The sequence below is a fragment of the Marinobacter sp. genome, from assembly GCF_041686475.1.
Classification (GTDB): Bacteria; Pseudomonadota; Gammaproteobacteria; order Pseudomonadales; family Oleiphilaceae; genus Marinobacter.
Genome location: NZ_JAWLDU010000028.1, coordinates 1 through 16,856 on the forward strand (window position 1 = coordinate 1; position 16,856 = coordinate 16,856).

Consider the following 16,856-nt stretch of genomic DNA (forward strand, 5'->3'; position numbering starts at 1 on the left):
TGGTACCCCCGGCAGGACTCGAACCTGCTACCTTCCCCTTAGGAGGGGGACGCTCTATCCAGATGAGCTACGGGGGCATCTCTGCAAGAAGGGCGGTATGATAGCGGCCTGAAGCCTGCGGCTCAAGGTGTGTTGCGGATTCGTCTTGTATTCCGGGAGGTGTTTTGTCTGAATCACTTTCGCTCAGTGTCATTGTGCCTGTATGGCGGGAGGCCGCCACCATTCAGTCTTTCCTGCAATCCCTGCAGCCGGTGCGTACGGCGGGGCATGAAGTGATTGTGGTGGATGTGGGAAGTGATGATGGCACAGCGGATCTGGCCCGCCCCTGGTGCGACCTGGTTCTTGTAGGGGCAAAAGGCCGGGCCCTGCAGATGAATGCGGGGGCAGACGCCGCGAGGGGCAATGTGCTGTTGTTCCTGCATGCAGATACACGTCTGCCGGAGACCGCCATTGACCATCTTGAGAGCTTCTTCAGCACCTCGGAGCAGTGGGGGCGTTTTGATGTTCGGCTCAGTGGCCGGCGAACCATTTTCCGGGTGGTGGCCTGGTTCATGAACCGGCGCAGCCGGCTGACGGGCATTGCCACTGGTGATCAGGCGATGTTTGTTCGTACGTCGGCGTTCCGGGCGTTGCAGGGGTTTGCTCCGATTCCGTTGATGGAAGACGTTGAGTTGAGCAAGCGGCTTTGCAGCGTTTCAAAGCCTTACTGTATCGGCAGTCCGGTTACCACGGACAGCCGGCGGTGGGAGCAGGGGGGTGCCTGGCGCACCATTTTTCTGATGTGGAGGTTGCGCTGGCGCTATTGGCGGGGTGAATCGCCGGAATCGCTGGCGGCGGCCTATCGGGCGGATGTACGACATGCAAAGAGTTGATCCGGATTCAGTCCTGGTTATGCAGTTTGCCAAGTGGCCCGAAGCGGGCAGGGTTAAAACCCGTCTGATGCCGGAGCTGGGCGCGGAAGGGGCAATGAATGCCCATGTGCGGCTGAGCCTGGCTGTGCTTGAGAACCTGGTTGACAGCGGCCATGACGTGCGGTTTCTGTGGGACAGGCAACTGGACGACGCGCCCGAAGCCGCTTCGCCCATTCTGGAGCAGCTTGAAGTGCTTGGCGTAGGGCAGTCATGGCAGCACGGTGATGTGCTGGGCGAGCGTATGATGCAGGCACTGGAATCCGGCTTGCAGCGGGTTGCCAAGGCAATGGTTGTGGGCAGCGATTGCCCGTCGGTTGATGCAGAGTATGTGCGCCTGGCGGTTGCCACGCTGGACGAGGTGGATGTGGTGCTTGGGCCCTCGAATGATGGCGGCTATGTCCTGATCGGCGCCCGTGTTGTTGTTCCGGGTATGCTGGCGGGTGTGGCCTGGGGAACTCAAAACGCGCTCGAACAAACTTGCGACCGGCTTGCGCAGGCCGGGCTGACGTTTGCGCTTCTTCCTGAAAAATGGGATGTGGATGAGCCTGAAGACTGGCGCCGGTTTATCGGCCAGTCTTCAGGCTGAGTTGCCTCAGGCGTCGGGTACGCTGGAACGTTGCGTCAGTTGCTTGATGACGTCGGTGTTGTCCGGAGTGTCTTCACCGGTGAACACGCGCAGAGCTTTCTGGCGCTCGATCACCTGGTTTTCCAGGGTTCTCATCAGGGCTTCGTGGCTTACTCCGTTTATGGCTTCTGCCAGTCTTTCCCGTGAGTCAAAGCCGGTTTCGCCCCGGTCGATCTCGCGCCAGTAACGTTCTGATATTTCTCCCAGGCGACGGTCCTGTTCCATCAGTTTACTGATGACCGCCTGCTTCTCCCGTTTCAGGTCTTGCTCGGACATCTCTGACAGGGTTTCCCTGAAAGTTTGCGAGAACTCCCTCACGGCCTTGTCGATGTCCTCGCCGCTGGCCTCCGGAGACTGCACCACGAAACCCAGTGCCGGGGTTTCGAGCATTTCGAAGGGGGTGGCGTATACAATGTAGCCAAGCTGCCGGTTGGTGCGAAGCTCTTCGTAGAAGGGGCTGCTGATAATCTGGCCCAGCAGGCGGAAAGCGGCGCGTTCCTCGAAACCGGTGTTCTCGCCCTGCACATAGAGGGTATAGCCGGTGTCCGGATGATCGACTTCCAGCGGCACGGAGGTTTCCCCTGCCGGCAGCGCCCGAACGTTGCTACGTTTTACGGTTGCCATCTCACTCTCATCCAGCACCATGGCGTGAATCCGGTTGGTAAGATTCAGCGCAGAGGCTTCGCTCAGATTGCCATGTGCCAGCAGCACAGGGTCGACCTCGGCCAGGAAGGTATCCGCAAAGGATCTGAGTTCATCCAGCGTCACTTCCCGGGCAGCCTTGAGTTTTTCTTCCGTGCTCCAGGCGCCTTCAATTAACAGGCTCTGGATGAATTCTGAGGTCTGCTGGACCGGGCGTTCCTTGGCCTTGTTCTGCAGCCGGTCGATCATTTTCTGGCGGGCGATGTTGAATCGCTGTTCGGTCAGCTCGGGCTCAGCTACCTGGGTCAGTAGTCGCGCCATCAGGGTGTGCAGCTTGTCGCTGTAGCCGCCAACACGGATGGTAATGCCGCGCAGGTGCGGGTAAATACTATAATCCAGCCCTGCCAGTTGGGCCGGGTAGGCCCAGGCGTTCACGTTGGTGTTGATGGCATCCACCAGCAATGTGGAAAGAACATTGCTGCGGGCAGATGCCCGGGTGGCCGGGGTTCGCAGGCTCAGATAAACGTTGGCCTTGGGGGTTTCGAAACGGGTATCCCTGGCGTACCACACGTCCATGCCGCTGATGGTGCCCATTGAAACGGGATGGTCCATGGTCGGGCCGGAAATCATTCCCAGCTCTTCGGGGATGAACGGGTTCTCAAGTGGCAGTGCCAGCCTGGCTGTACGCGGATTGTCGTCCGCTGCGGTGAACGATCCGGCATCGAGGGGTTTGATCTCGAAGGCGGCTTCGTACCATTCGGTCAGGCTGGGGGTGTCGATTTCCGGTTGGGGTTCCAGCACCGAAACCAGCACGTTGTCCGGCGTCAGCTGCCCCAGAATGCTCTGGTACTGATCAGGAGCGTAGTCCTCCATCATCCAGGGTGCCTGCAGAACGTCTTCCGGCGCCACGTGTCGCATTTGCCTCGACAGGTGCATGACTTCCTGCACTGGCCGGTTTTTCTCACGGAAGCGGAAATCGATCTGTGCCAGTTGTTTCATTTCCTCAAAACGCTGGCGGGCAACGCCCTCTTCCCGCACCTTGTCGATGTAGGCAAAGGTGAGCTCGAGGATTTCCTCCTGCTCCCCAAGACCTTCCGGCGTCAGTGACATCTTGAGCTCAAGCGTGGCTTCTTCGCCGGTATCCATGCCGCTGCCCGCAGACAGGCTTTCCACCAGGCCTTCCTGCTTCAGAACGTCGAACAGGCTGCCAGGACCTTCATGGCCCAGCAGGTTGGCGACGTAATTGGCAGGTTTGTCGCGGTAATTCTCCTGTTGTGACGGGATCGGGAAGGTCAGCGTCAGGCTGCGGATATCCTTGAGCGCGTCTACGGTCAGCCTGGCCGGCAGCCTGTCCTCGCTGAACAGCGGTTGGTCGTGCACTTTTGCTTTCAGGTTACGGTTCTCGATGCGATCAAAGCGCCCCCGCACCATGGCTTCCAGCTCGTCCAGTGACTGCGGACCATAAACTGCCAGTGTCATCAGGTTGGAGGAGTAGTGCTGCTTCCAGAAATCGATCAGGTCAGGGCGCAGAGGCCGTTCTTCGGTATTCTCCAGGGTGGTCAGATTACCCACGGCGAACTGGTGGAAGGCGTGTTCCGGGTTGCTTATGGCCTTTTTGACGGAGTAGAAACGGCGGCCGTCTTCTTTCTGCTTGGAGCTGAACTCGGAGTGAACGGCGCGGCGCTCACGGTCCACCAGTTCCGGTGTGAACAGCGGGGCGGAGAACTGCTCGGCGAAACGGTCGAGGGCGTCCTCCAGGTGTTCGGCCTGTACATCAAAGAAATAGTTGGTGTCCTGGAAGGCCGTAAAGGCGTTATGGCTGCCACCGTGGCTCTTGATGAACTGCTGGTATTCGCCCGGGTCAGGGTACTTCTCTGTGCCGAGGAACAGCATGTGCTCGAGGAAGTGTGAGAGGCCTTCCCGGTCAGCGGGGTCATCCCCGCTGCCTACCGCTACGTTCATGGAAGCGGCCGCCTTGTCGGAATCGTGTGCGGAAATCAGCAGTACTCTCAGCTGGTTGTCCAGCTGAACGTAACGGTACTCGTTGTCATCGTTCGGGCTTTTGACGGGTGAAGTATCCGCCAATGCGGCCGAACAGAAGGCCAGAAGGAATAACAGGACAAACCCTTCCTTAAGACTCAGGAAACCGTTGGCGAATCCATGAATGCCGGGACGCATAGTGCCTCTCTTTGCAATAAGTGGTTCAGTGAATCAGTTCGTTGCGAGTGTTTTCCGGTTGCTGATCCAGGGTCTTTTTCGCAAGGCTGGCCGCGGCATCTGCATCAAGCTGACCGGAGGCAATACGCTCGAGAACAGTCCCCATTACAGCGACAGACTGGCGATAGTCTGCGAACTCGGCCTGGAAGGCATGGTCAATCGCCTGGTAGACCGCCTGGATTTTCTGCTCTCTGGTGCCGGCATCCGCCGCTGTGTCGTTGATGGCTTTCAGACAGGCTCGGGCGATGGCGATGTAGCGTTCAGCGTTGGGGTCGTCTTTGTGCATAGTTGGAGTTCCGCAAAACCGGGATGTTAGGACAGAATCTGTCGTGATTGGTTCCGATTATGTCACTGCTACTGACAGGTTTCATTTCCTGCCTGTAATGGTAGGGAATTGCGGGCAGGCTGCACACCATGTGCTAGTCTCAATTTCAGTATGTTGGGCAAGCAAACCGGGCAAGATGTGCCTTTCATACTAATGCTAGAGTAATAGCTCTAAATAAAACAAAGGGTTACAGAGTAATTGCTCTAAAAAAGTTCGGTACATGACACTTGCAATTAAGTACAATGCCGGCGTGCCGGTAGAGTATAAGACTTTGGTCTAATGCCTCTGCTGGCGACAAAGGGACAGACAACAATTGAGCAACAAGCAGGGTGGACTATCAATGAATTACTTTCTGACGGGTGGCACCGGGTTTATCGGCCGTTTTCTCGTTGAAAAACTGCTCGCTCGCGGCGGCACAGTACACGTACTGGTGCGTGAGCAATCACAGGACAAGCTGAACCAGCTGCGGGAGCGCTGGGGTGCAGACGAGTCCCGGGTCAAAGCAGTGATCGGCGACCTTACAAGCCCGAACCTGGGCATTGACGCCAAGACGATGAAATCGCTTAAGGGAAACATTGATCATTTCTTCCACCTTGCCGCGGTTTACGACATGGGCGCGGACGAGCAGGCCCAGCAGGCGACCAACATCGAGGGCACCCAGAGCGCGGTGCAGGCAGCAGAAGCGATGGAAGCGGGTTGCTTCCACCACGTTTCATCCATTGCCGCTGCCGGTATGTTCAAGGGCACTTTCCGCGAGGACATGTTCGAGGAAGCCGAGAAGCTGGACCACCCCTATCTGATGACCAAGCACGAGTCGGAGAAGGTGGTTCGCGAGAGCTGCAAGGTTCCTTTCCGGATCTACCGCCCGGGCATGGTCATCGGCCACTCGAAAACCGGCGAAATGGACAAGGTTGACGGGCCTTACTACTTCTTCAAAATGATTCAGAAAATCCGCCACGCATTGCCCCAGTGGATGCCGACCATCGGCATTGAAGGTGGCCGTCTGAACATCGTTCCCGTGGATTTTGTGGTCAATGCCATGGACCACATCGCGCACCTCGAAGGCGAGGATGGCAACTGCTTCCATCTGGTCGATTCCGATCCCTACAAGGTTGGCGAGATTCTCAATATTTTCTCCGAGGCCGGTCACGCGCCCCGGATGGCCATGCGTCTGGATTCACGGATTTTCGGTTTTGTTCCGCCGTTTATCCGCCAGAGTCTGAAGAACCTGCCTCCGGTGAAGCGTCTGACGACCGCAGTGCTGGATGATATGGGTATTCCGCCTTCCGTACTGTCGTTCATCAACTACCCCACGCGTTTTGACGCCCGTGAGACCGAGCGCGTTCTCAAGGACACCAGCATCGAAGTGCCGCGTCTTGATAGTTATGCTGCCGTGATCTGGGATTACTGGGAGCGCAATCTCGACCCTGATCTGTTCAAGGACCGCACCCTGCGCGGCACGGTTGAAGGCAAGGTCTGTGTCATCACCGGTGGTACCTCCGGTATCGGACTGGCCACTGCGGAAAAACTGGCGGATGCCGGTGCCATCCTGGTGATCGGTGCCCGCAAGAAAGAACGACTGATGGAAGTGGCGGCGGAGCTCGAGGCACGCGGCGGTAACGTCCACGCCTACCAGTGTGACTTCGCCGAGATGGAAGACTGCGACCGGTTTGTGAAAACCGTGCTCGATAACCATGGGCATGTGGATGTTCTGGTCAATAACGCCGGCCGCTCCATTCGTCGTTCACTGGCGCTGTCGTTCGACCGTTTCCACGATTTCGAGCGTACCATGCAGCTGAACTATTTCGGCTCGGTTCGCCTGATCATGGGCTTTGCGCCGGCCATGCTGGAGCGCCACCGTGGCCACGTGATCAATATTTCTTCCATTGGTGTACTGACCAACGCCCCGCGGTTCTCTGCCTACGTTGCTTCCAAGTCTGCATTGGATGCTTTCAGCCGCTGTGCAGCTGCAGAGTGGTCGGACCGCAACGTGACCTTCACCACCATCAATATGCCGCTGGTGAAGACCCCGATGATTGCGCCTACCAAGATCTACGATTCGGTGCCGACGCTGACACCGGATGAAGCCGCCGACATGGTGGTGGATGCGATTGTCTACCGGCCCAAGCGCATCGCAACTCGGCTGGGTATCTTTGCCCAGGTTTTGCAAGCGCTGGCACCGAAGATGGGCGAGATCGTAATGAACACTGGCTACCGGATGTTCCCGGATTCCCCGGCAGCTGCTGGAAGCCGCTCGGGCGAGAAGCCGAAGGTTTCCTCCGAACAGGTGGCGTTCGCCGCAATCATGCGGGGTATTTACTGGTAAGACTTACCCTGAAAACAAAAACCCCGCTTCCACAGAGGCGGGGTTTTTTGTGGCCGTTATTCCGGCTCGTCTGCAACAGGGGGTGGTGGAAATCCGCCAATCTCCCGCCACCGGTTCACAATGCCGCAGAACAGGTCGGCGGTTTTCTCCGCGTCATAGGCAGCAGAGTGGGCTTCCTTGTTACTGAAGGGTATGCCAGCCAGCTTGCACGCCTGCGCCAGTACGGTATGGCCGTAGGCGAGCCCGGCCAGGGTGGCGGTATCAAATGTGGAGAAGGGGTGAAACGGATTGCGGCGGATATCCGCACGCAGGGCAGCGGCGAACACGAAATTGTGGTCGAAAGTGGCGTTATGGCCCACAAGCACGGCTCGCTTGCAGTCGTGGGCTTTGACCGCCTTGCGAATCGGCCCGAAAATCTCGCTCAGGCCCTCGCGCTCGGGAACCGCTTCCCGCTCGGGGCTCCAGGGGTCAATGCCGGTGAAATCCAGGGCTGACTGTTCCAGGTTGGCACCTTCAAACGGATCAATCTGCTGCAAGTGGGTTTCTCCGCGGATCAGCCAGCCATCTTTGTCCATGGTCAGTATGACGGCGGCAATTTCCAGCAGGGCATCCCGCTCGGGATTGAATCCGCCTGTTTCCACGTCCACCACAACAGGCAGGAACCCGCGAAAGCGGCGGGACATGGGGTGGCGTTCTTTGTTTTCGTCAGTCACTTGAACTCCCGGAGTTTCGGGCCAGGTCAACCGGCCGGGTACAGATAAAGGCGTTAAATCAGTTCTTGGTGAGGCGCCATCTGAGGCTCTCGCCGGCTTTCAGGGGAACGATAGTGCCGTCTGCCAGGGGCAGTTCATCAGGCATTTTCCAGCTTTCCCGCACCAGGGTTATGGTGTCTGTGTTTCGTGGCAGCCCGTAAAAATCAGGCCCGTTGAAACTGGCAAAGGCTTCCAGACTGTCCAGAATATCGAGGTCCTCGAAGACCTCTGCGTAAAGGACGATAGCGCTGTAGGCGGAGTAGCAACCGGCACAGCCGCAGGCGGTTTCTTTACGGTCTTTGGAGTGGGGTGCCGAGTCGGTACCGAGGAAGAAACGGCGGTCACCACTGACAACCGCATCCCGCAGTGCCTGTTGGTGCCGGTCACGTTTGAGGATCGGCAGGCAGTACAGGTGCGGCCGAATGCCACCCACCAGCATGTGGTTCCGGTTGTACATCAGGTGCTGGGGAGTGATGGTTGCCCCCAGGTTGCCACCCGCGTGATTGCGGACAAACTCGGCAGAGTCCGCCGTGGTGATGTGTTCAAGAACAACCCGAAGTGCCGGAAAGGCTTCCAGGGTGGGCGCCAGCACCCGCTCCAGGAATATCTTCTCGCGGTCAAAGATATCAATGCCCTGGTCAGTCACTTCGCCGTGGACCAGCAGCAGCATGCCACAATTGCTCATGGCATCCAGTACCGGATAGATCTTGCGGATGTCGGTAACTCCGGACGCAGAGTTGGTGGTCGCGCCAGCCGGATACAGCTTGGCGGCAACCACGCCGGCCGCTTTTGCTTCGCGGATCTGCTCCGGTGTTGTGGCCTCCGTCAGGTAAAGGGTCATCAGAGGCTCGAACCGATGGCCGCCCGCAGCATCCAGGATTCTGCCGCGGTAGGCCATGGCCTGTGCCGCATCGGTCACAGGTGGCACCAGGTTGGGCATGATGATGGCGCGGCCAAAGCAGCGGGCCGTGGCGGGCACCACGTCTCTGAGAATGTCACCGTCCCGGACATGGAGATGCCAGTCATCGGGGCGGGTAATGGTGATCTGATCAGTCATTGATGGTTTCCGGCTTGCCGGGGCGCTGGATGAGATTGCCCCTGATAAATTCTGGCGGAATTATATCAGAAGCCGTCGCTGATTGTTTCGGGCGGGAACCCTAAAGAATGCTTTCCACTGGCCGTTAAGGAACCAGCGAACCCTTTTTGACGGACTGATGGTATGGCACGAATTCCAGCCTTCCTGCGTAGTGCAGTTATCTCCGGTGCATGTTCTGTGCTGGTTGCCGCTAATGCGGCCCAGGCCGCTACCTATGGTGCCGGCATCGAGAATAGCCAGTGGTACCTGTCGGAGTCTGTTTTCGAATGTACCCTGGTGCATCAGGTTCCGGGGTACGGCAGAGCGGTATTCCGCCATCGGGCCGGTGAATCCCTGTCTTTCTTCCTGGAGTCCGAAACGCCTGTAATGCGCCCTGGCCGGGGCATGCTGGTAGTGGAAGCGCCATCGTGGCGCCCGGGAATGGCTCCCCGCCCGGTGGGCCGGGTCAACGTGGACGACAGTCGTCGCCCGGTTTCACTGGATTCCCGACAGGCCATGGTACTGGTTCAGGGGTTGCTCGAGGGCATGGACCCGACGGTTACCCGGGAGTCCTGGTACGACGGCAGCCCGGTTCGTGTGAAAGTCTCCAATATCAATTTTGCCGGCCAGTTTTCCGGGTACCGTTCCTGCACGACGGGCCTTCTGCCGGTGAATTACGACCAGATCAAGCGCTCCCGCATCCCCTTTGCGTCCGGCAGTACCGGCCTTTCCGGGGCAGACAGGGAACTGCTGGATAACATAGTGGCCTACGTCCAGGCGGACTCCACCGTCGAGCGGATTTTCGTGGACGGCCATACCGACAGCAGCGGTAGCCGTATCGACAACCGGGCATTGTCCGAAGAGCGGGCCAATGTGGTGGCGGAATACCTGATCAGCGAAGGTATTGATACCAATATGGTGACGGTGAGGGCCCATGCGGACCAGTACCAGGTATCACGCCGCCCGGCAGATAACCGCCGCACCACCATCCGCCTGCAGCGGGAAGGGGAACGGCCGGATCTCCAGCAGGCCAACGGCTACGACGCGGCAACGCCGAGCACTTGACGCATCAGGGATGGATTCAGCGGACGGTATTGAGCACTTCCAGATGCGCATTCACGCTTTCTGCCAGAGCCCTCAGATGATACCCCCCTTCAAGGGTTGAGATGATCCGGTCATTGGCTGAGTCAGCGGCGATGCTGGTGATCATTTCCGTCAGCCACCGGTAATCTTCCACTTCCAGATTCAGTTCCGCCATCGGGTCCAGCCGGTGGCCGTCAAAACCGGCAGAAATCAGCACCAGTTGTGGCCGGAAGTCCTGCAGCCGTTTCAGCCAGGCAGCTTCGACCGTTTTGCGATATTCATCGGCCGATGCGCCGGCCTCGATAGGCGTATTGATGATGTTCTCCGCCTGCCGGTGCACGTGGGAGTGGGGATAGAATGGATGCTGGAAACTAGAGCACATGAGAATGCGTTCATCGCCCCCCACGATATCCACGGTGCCATTGCCCTGGTGAACATCGAAGTCAATGATCGCCACCCGCTCCAGATGGTGGAACGTCAGGGCCCGCATCGCAGCGAGGGCAATGTTGTTGTAGAAGCAGAAGCCCATGGACTTGCTGCGCTCGGCGTGGTGCCCCGGCGGCCTGGCACATACGAAGGCATTGGTGAGCTGGCTGCTCAGTACCATGTCTACTGCTTCAATGCTGGCACCGGCGGCCAGGCGGGCGGCCCTCAGGGTGTCAGGCATGATCGCGGTGTCCGGGTCAACGTACACCCGGCCCCGGGTGGGCTGCATAAGATCCAGCTGATGCAGATAACGCTCGGGGTGCACGGTCAGCAACTGGTCCCGGGTGGCTTCATCCGGCCTTACCCAGTCAAGATCCTGTTCCAGGCCGGTATCCGCCAGGTAACTGATAATGGCAGCAAGCCGCTCCGGGGATTCAGGATGTTCTGCCCCCATGGTGTGTTTCATGCAGTCGTCGTGAGAGAAAATACCGGTTGTCATGCTGGTCCCGAACGCTATGGTTGTGCTTGTATTTTGTCCAATATTATCAGGGATACGGCCCCTTTGCCGTGTTTCTTTGGTCTTATGGCGTGGATAGATATTTTACATCAACAGACAAGCGCCTAAGATAGGGTGAACGTCAGCCCCGGTCGATCCAAAGCAAGGAGCACAGCTTGAGCACCCGATATCTGGAAAGCCTTTTCAACCCCTCTTCCATAGTGGTTATCGGCGCCTCGGAGCGGGCGGATAACCTGGGCGGTATGGTGCTGCGGAACCTCATGGGCGGTGGTTACCCTGGGCAGTTGCTGGTGGTTAACCAGAACGATTACGACAACGTGCACGGCGCGCCCTGCGTCAAGAAAGTGTCCCGCATGGGATTCAGCCCGGACCTGGCCATTGTCTGTACGCCCCCGGATACCGTGCCGAAAATGATCCGGCGGCTGGGCGAGGCAGGCGTGCGTACCGCCATCGTGATGACCGGCGGCATGTCCCGGAGCCACAGCAAGACCGGCCAGCCGCTGATGTATTCGGTTCGCGACGCCGCCCGGGAGACCGGCATTCGGGTGCTCGGTCCGAATACCATCGGCCTGATGGTTCCAGCGCGGAGCCTCAACGCAACCTATGCCCACATGGGCGCGATTCCCGGCAAGGTGGCTTTTGTTGGCCAGTCCGGCACCATTTCCAGCTCGATCATTGACTGGGCGTTCGCCCGTGGGGTGGGGTTCTCCTACTTCCTCACCCTGGGCGACGGCATGGATATCGATCACGACGATCTGATCGACTATCTGGCCCAGGACAGCCAGACCCGGGCAATACTGCTGCACATCGAGAATATTCCCAACCCGCGCCGTTTCATGTCTGCTGTTCGTGTGGCTTCGCGCACCAAGCCGGTGATTGCGCTGAAAAGCGGCCGCGTGCCCGAGTCGGAGTGGTTTCACCATGAGTTGCCTGCCGGTCTCACCCGCAGCGACCCGATCTACGATGCCATGCTGCAGCGCGCCGGTGTTCTGCGCGTGGATGGCCTGGGACAGATGTTCGATGCCCTGGAAACCCTCACCAGGATGCGCCCTCTGCGGCGGGAAACCCTGGCGATCATGGCAAACGGTGTCGGGCCCGGTGTGCTGGCGGTGGACCGGCTGGCCCATCTGGGCGGTGAGTTGGCAGAACTGTCTGGCAAGTCCGTTGATGCCCTGGCGGAGACCCTGCCGCCTTACTGGACCCGCAAGAATCCCATCGACCTGGGCTACGACGCCTCGCCGGAGCTTTACGCCCAAGCCATCAAGATTCTCGCCAAGGATCCGGCTGTGGCCAACGTACTGATCATGTATGCGCCGAGCCTGACTCAGGACAGCCTGCAGATCGCAGACGCTGTGGTACAGGCATCCAAGGGCACGCGTATGAATGTGTTTACCTGTTGGCTGGGGCAGAGCACGGTGCTGGACGCCCGTGATGAGTTTTACCGGGCCGGGCTTCCGTCGTTCTTCAACCCGGAGAAAGCCGTCACAGCCTTCATGCGGCATGTGCGTCACCAGCGTGTGCAGCGGTTGCTGACGGAAACACCGGAGTCGTTTACCGACCATCTCGACGACCACACGCAGACACGTCGGATCGTGGTCAATGCTCTGCGCTCGGGACGCAGCCACCTCTCCAACCGGGAAGCACGGGATCTGATCCGCGACTATGGCATTAATGCCGTGGACACCATCTATTGCGACGATATGGAAGAAGTGCTGGAAGCCTTTGCGGTGGAGCGTCGCCCGGTAGACATTACGCTGATTCATGAGCAGTCATGCCATCCCCTGACAGAGCTGAGCCCCGGGCAGCGACGTTACAAAGGGACGGTGCAGAAGCTGAACAGCGAGGGGGCCATTATGGACTCCTGCCGTTTTCTGATGGAAGAGTACAAGAAACACTATCCCAACAGCGGTTTTCTGGGATTTGCGGTCCAGCGTTCCTATCAGCACGTTGGCGGCATCGAGTTCAGCGTTGGTATTACCAGAGACAAATTGTTTGGCCCGTTGGTGGTATGCGGTGCCGCCGGTGCCCAGATCAACATAATGACGGATCGGCAGATTGCCCTGCCACCGTTGAATATGGTGCTGGCCCGGGAGCTTTTGCGGCGTACCTACATGTACAAGCTGCTGAAAGAACACAGCCTGAAACCGGAAGAGGATATCCGCGCAGTATCGGAAACTCTGGTAACCCTGTCCCAGATCGTTATCGATATTCCGGAGATCCGTGGCCTGGAAATTGCGCCGCTGCTGTTCAATGAGCAGGGCGCTGTTGCCGTCAATGTCGCCATTGACCTTTCGGACAAGCCGGGACGACCCATTATCCAGCCCTATCCCAGGGAGCTGGAAGAATGGATAATGCTCCCGAGATCTGGCCGCCGGGTGATTATCCGCCCGGTGCTGGCGGAAGACGAGCCCGCCCACCGGGCTTTCCATGAGCTGCAGTCTCCGGAATCCATCCGCTATCGTTTTTTCCAGTATCGCAAGCATTTCTCACGGGAAGACGTGGCCCAGATGGTCCAGATTGACTACGACCGTGAGATGGTCTTTATTGCCAATGCCCCCCGGGAGGATGGCGAGGGGGAGGAAACCCTGGGTACGGTCCGCACCTGGACTGACGCCGACAATCTGCGCTGTGAGTTTGCGGTGATGGTGCATGACAAGATGAAGGGCGAAGGGCTGGGCGTGGCCCTGATGCAGAAAATGATCGATTACTGCCGCGCCAAGGGCACGGTGGAAATGGTTGGCAATGTGCTGCCGGACAATCGCCCGATGCTTCAGTTGGCAGAGCACCTGGGCTTCGAAATCCACTACAATCCGGAAGAGGAAGTGATGGATCTTACCCTGGTGCTGAACGAGCCGGAAAAAGACTGGCAGCGGGAGCGCCTGGAACAGACCTCCCACTGACCAGAGGTATCAGCCTTCTGCAACAATGGCGGAGCGGTCTTCCCCGCCAAGGGCTTCCAGCAGGCCGGGTATTAGGCGGGCCAGTTCCAGTGTCATCAGGGAAAAGGCGGCATCGAAACGGGCCGCAGCGTCGTCTGCGTCCACATCGTCCAGCTTCTCCTGCAGGGTGTCGCCGAACTTCAGCCGACGAATGCCCAGTTCTTCATCCAGTACGAAGGACAGGTTGTCGTCCCAGGTTACCGACAGCTTGGTGACCTGCATGCCGGCATCCAGATGGCTGCGGATTTCATCGCCCTGAAGATCGAGGCCCTTGCAGCGCACAACGCCGCCGTCTTCCGAGGTGTCTTTCAGCTCGCACTCCGTGCCCAGTTCAATGCTTGCGGGCACGTCGATGGATTCGCTCAGCCAGCCGGTGAAGGTAAAGGCGGGCGCCTGCTCTACCGCAGGTGGCCGGACCGGCAGCGAACCTACGCTTTTGCGAAGTGTGGAGGCCAGGTCTTCTGCCTGCTTTGCCGAGCCGGCGTCTACCACCAGCACGCCATCAGCGGGGGCCAGGTAGGCGTAGCAGCGGCGATTCTTGGAAAACGCCCGCGGCAGCATTTCCAGCATCACTTCTTCTTTCAGTTCATCCTTTTCCTTGCGCCGCACCTTGCGGTGCTGCTCGGCCTCGATCACTTCGGCCTTTTCGTCCACCAGATCTTTGATGACCGAGGCTGGCAACAGTTTTTCTTCCTTGCGCAGGGCAATCAGGTGGTAACCACCGGCGCTGTGAACCAGCACGTCGCTATGCTTGCCCATGGGTGACACCCAGCCCTGACGCGAGGTTTCCTGGGGACCACAGGGCTTGAAGGCATCGGCCTGAAGCTTCTCTTCCAGGGCTTCTGCGGTTATTTCAAATGGCTTGGTAAAACGGAATACGCGGGCATTACGAAACCACATGGTCCGGGTCCTTGTTGGTTATTTGATGATGTCGAAATTCAAGAAGGGGAGGGATGATACGGCCACCGGTCAGTGGCCGTAAAGTGACTGCTCTGAAATGTGGCCGAGGCCTTATATCTGCATGATTTCAACCAGTACGGTTTTAACGATAAAGCCAACCACGCCGGCGCCCAGAATGGTGAACAGGGCAATGGTGCCGAACCGGCCCGCCTGGGACTTCTTGGCCAGGTCCCAGACAATAAAGCCCATCCAGACAATCAGGCCGGTCAGCAGGACGAGCATGGAAAGCTCTGCGAATACGGCTTCGTTCATTGATGACTCCGGGTTCGTTAAAGGATTTACTGCTCGTCCCGCAGGAACACCCAGTTGTCTGCACTGGACTGTTCGTCGCTGAAACGGTAACCCTCAAGATCAAATCCCTTCAGATCATCGGCCTGGGTAATGTTGTTCTGGATGGCGTAGCGGCACATCAGGCCACGGGCTTTCTTGGCGTAAAAGCTGATCATCTTGTACTGGCCGTTTTTCCAGTCCTTGAACTGTGGAGTGATCAGGCGGGCGTCCAGCTCCTTCTTGCGCACACTTTTGAAGTATTCGTTGGACGCCAGGTTTACCAGAACGCCGTCGTCCGCTTTCAGCAGGCGGTTGAGCTCGTCGGTAATCTTGCTGCCCCAGAACGCGTACAGGTCCTTGCCCCGGTGATTCTCGAACTTTGTGCCCATCTCCAGACGGTAGGGCTGCATCAAGTCCAGGGGTCTGAGCACGCCGTAAAGGCCGGAGAGAATCCGCAGGCGCTGCTGGGCAATCTCGAATTCCCTGTCGCTGAAGCTTTCGGCGTCCAGCCCGGTATAGACGTCCCCCTTGAACGCCAGCACAGCCTGGCGCGCATTCTCCGGGGTGAAAGGTGTGTGCCAGGTGCGGAAACGTTCGGCATTGAGCTGACCGAGCTTTTCGCTGACACCCATCAGGTTACTGATTTCATGGGGTTCCAGTTCCTTCAGCTGGTCTACCAGTTCGCAGGCGTCATCCAGAAAGTCCGGCTGGGTGGCCTTGGTGGTAGCCAGCGGGCTTTCGTAGTCCAGCGTTTTTGCAGGGGAGATAACCATTAACATGTCAGTCAATCCTCATCGGAGAAAGTTCAGTAACTGGTCCCTGGTAAACGGCCAGTCCAGTTCCTCACCGGTGTCGTTCCGGCGAAGAACAGGTATCCTCGTGCCGTAGCGTTCCACCAGTTGTTCGGACTGGGCAATGTCCACGGCGTCTACTGGAACCGGCTCGGGCATGGGCGTATTCACCAGCAGTGCTTCAGCCAGTTCGCATAACTGGCACTGGGAGGTAGTGTAGAAAATCAGTTCCATTACTTGGGCTTCGCATCTATCTGTTGGCCGTTTACGTCCCGGCTTTCCGGTCCCATCAGGTACAGGTAGACCGGCATAAGGTCCTCGGGAGCGGGATTTTGCTGCGGATTTTCCGCCGGATACGCGGTGGCTCTCATATTGGTACGGGTAGCGCCCGGATTAAGACTGTTCACCCTCACATTGTGGCGATCATCATCCAGCTCTTCCGCGAGCATCTGGCTTAGGCCTTCAATGGCGAACTTGGATACCGCGTAGGCGCCCCAGTAGGGTTTGGCGCGGCGGCCAACACCGGAAGAAGTGAAAATCACCGAAGCGTCCCGGGACTTTCGCAACAGGGGAATCATGGCCCGGCTCAGCAGGAACGGAGCCGTGGTGTTGACGTGCATCACCTTGTTCCAGGTTTCGGGATCGTAGAGTTCGATCGGGCTGCGGGCTCCCAGTATGGCTGCGTTGTGAAGCAGGCCATCCAGGTGATCGAAGTTGTCTTCGATGGTCATCGCCAGCTCTTCGTAGTCCTTGACCGCTGCACCTTCCAAGTTCAGCGGTACGATGGCCGGTTTGGGGTGGCCCGCGGCTTCAATTTCGTCATACACGGATTCAAGTTTGACAACGGTGCGGCCTACGAGGATCACGGTCGCGCCATGGGCGGCGTAGGATTTTGCCGCCGCCCGTCCGATGCCGCTGCCTGCACCGGTTACCATAATGATGCGATCTTTCAGCAAGTCGGCCGGTGCTTGGTAGTCCTGCATTCTGTGTCTCCGTC

15 protein-coding genes and 1 tRNA gene are annotated in these 16,856 nt (G+C 58.4%); 5 read left to right on the top strand and 11 right to left on the bottom strand.

Going from position 1 to position 16,856, the window contains the following annotated elements; genetic code table 11:
- A tRNA-Arg gene (locus ACESMB_RS08395) sits at nt 1-77 on the bottom strand.
- An 87-nt stretch (nt 78-164) separates the two neighbouring features.
- On the opposite strand from ACESMB_RS08395, the gene ACESMB_RS08400 reads away from it, so the two are divergent.
- On the top strand, nt 165-872 hold the full coding sequence (locus ACESMB_RS08400; protein WP_372971311.1) for a TIGR04283 family arsenosugar biosynthesis glycosyltransferase: 708 nt from the start codon (nt 165-167) through the stop codon (nt 870-872).
- Entirely contained in the window at nt 859-1,497 is a 639-nt protein-coding gene (locus tag ACESMB_RS08405) for a TIGR04282 family arsenosugar biosynthesis glycosyltransferase (protein ID WP_372971312.1), read from the top strand. Before ACESMB_RS08400 ends, ACESMB_RS08405 begins: the two co-directional genes overlap by 14 nt.
- Nucleotides 1,498-1,503: 6 nt before the next feature.
- Here ACESMB_RS08405 and ACESMB_RS08410 read toward each other — a convergent pair whose 3' ends face one another.
- Together ACESMB_RS08410 and ACESMB_RS08415 are read right to left on the bottom strand one after the other, a co-directional pair.
- Entirely contained in the window at nt 1,504-4,356 is a 2,853-nt protein-coding gene (locus tag ACESMB_RS08410) for an insulinase family protein (RefSeq protein WP_372971313.1), read from the bottom strand.
- A 25-nt stretch (nt 4,357-4,381) separates the two neighbouring features.
- On the bottom strand, nt 4,382-4,681 hold the full coding sequence (locus tag ACESMB_RS08415; RefSeq protein ID WP_372926630.1) for a hypothetical protein: 300 nt from the start codon (nt 4,679-4,681) through the stop codon (nt 4,382-4,384).
- A gap of 379 nt (nt 4,682-5,060) precedes the next feature.
- Between ACESMB_RS08415 and ACESMB_RS08420 the strand changes: the two genes are divergently transcribed.
- Nucleotides 5,061-7,046: an SDR family oxidoreductase gene (locus tag ACESMB_RS08420; RefSeq protein ID WP_372926629.1), complete on the top strand. Its 1,986-nt coding sequence runs from the start codon at nt 5,061-5,063 to the stop codon at nt 7,044-7,046.
- Nucleotides 7,047-7,102: 56 nt separating this feature from the next.
- Here the strand turns inward: ACESMB_RS08420 and rnt are convergent, their stop codons facing one another.
- The gene (gene rnt / locus ACESMB_RS08425) at nt 7,103-7,759 is read right to left on the bottom strand and encodes a ribonuclease T (protein WP_372926628.1); all 657 of its coding nucleotides are present in this window, start codon (nt 7,757-7,759) and stop codon (nt 7,103-7,105) included.
- A 58-nt stretch (nt 7,760-7,817) separates the two neighbouring features.
- On the bottom strand, nt 7,818-8,855 hold the full coding sequence (pyrC, locus tag ACESMB_RS08430) for a dihydroorotase (RefSeq protein WP_372971314.1): 1,038 nt from the start codon (nt 8,853-8,855) through the stop codon (nt 7,818-7,820).
- Nucleotides 8,856-9,017: 162 nt separating this feature from the next.
- On the opposite strand from pyrC, the gene ACESMB_RS08435 reads away from it, so the two are divergent.
- Nucleotides 9,018-9,938, top strand: a complete 921-nt coding sequence (locus ACESMB_RS08435) for a flagellar protein MotY (RefSeq protein ID WP_372926626.1) — start codon at nt 9,018-9,020, stop codon at nt 9,936-9,938.
- 16 nt (nt 9,939-9,954) lie between these two features.
- Here the strand turns inward: ACESMB_RS08435 and ACESMB_RS08440 are convergent, their stop codons facing one another.
- Nucleotides 9,955-10,881: a histone deacetylase family protein gene (locus ACESMB_RS08440; protein WP_372926625.1), complete on the bottom strand. Its 927-nt coding sequence runs from the start codon at nt 10,879-10,881 to the stop codon at nt 9,955-9,957.
- Between the two features lie 173 nt (nt 10,882-11,054).
- Here ACESMB_RS08440 and ACESMB_RS08445 point away from each other — a divergent pair, with 173 nt between their 5' ends.
- Nucleotides 11,055-13,799 carry a GNAT family N-acetyltransferase gene (locus ACESMB_RS08445; RefSeq protein WP_372971315.1) on the top strand — a complete coding sequence of 915 codons (2,745 nt, stop codon included), beginning with the start codon at nt 11,055-11,057 and terminating at the stop codon, nt 13,797-13,799.
- A 9-nt stretch (nt 13,800-13,808) separates the two neighbouring features.
- Here the strand turns inward: ACESMB_RS08445 and rdgC are convergent, their stop codons facing one another.
- The 5 genes from rdgC to ACESMB_RS08470 form a co-directional block, all read right to left on the bottom strand.
- Complete coding sequence (gene rdgC / locus ACESMB_RS08450; RefSeq protein ID WP_372926623.1) at nt 13,809-14,738, bottom strand: recombination-associated protein RdgC; 930 nt, start codon at nt 14,736-14,738, stop codon at nt 13,809-13,811.
- A 111-nt stretch (nt 14,739-14,849) separates the two neighbouring features.
- A complete protein-coding gene (locus ACESMB_RS08455) occupies nt 14,850-15,050 on the bottom strand; it encodes a DUF2788 domain-containing protein (protein WP_150993899.1) in 201 nt (66 codons plus the stop codon).
- Nucleotides 15,051-15,076: 26 nt separating this feature from the next.
- Nucleotides 15,077-15,847 (bottom strand): peroxide stress protein YaaA, encoded by a 771-nt coding sequence (gene yaaA / locus ACESMB_RS08460; RefSeq protein WP_372971316.1) that lies wholly within the window; start codon nt 15,845-15,847, stop codon nt 15,077-15,079.
- A gap of 12 nt (nt 15,848-15,859) precedes the next feature.
- The gene (locus ACESMB_RS08465) at nt 15,860-16,093 is read right to left on the bottom strand and encodes a glutaredoxin family protein (RefSeq protein ID WP_372926621.1); all 234 of its coding nucleotides are present in this window, start codon (nt 16,091-16,093) and stop codon (nt 15,860-15,862) included.
- On the bottom strand, nt 16,093-16,842 hold the full coding sequence (locus ACESMB_RS08470) for a YciK family oxidoreductase (RefSeq protein WP_372971317.1): 750 nt from the start codon (nt 16,840-16,842) through the stop codon (nt 16,093-16,095). The genes ACESMB_RS08465 and ACESMB_RS08470 overlap by 1 nt, the downstream gene beginning before the upstream one ends.
- Between the last annotated feature and the right edge of the window lie 14 nt (nt 16,843-16,856).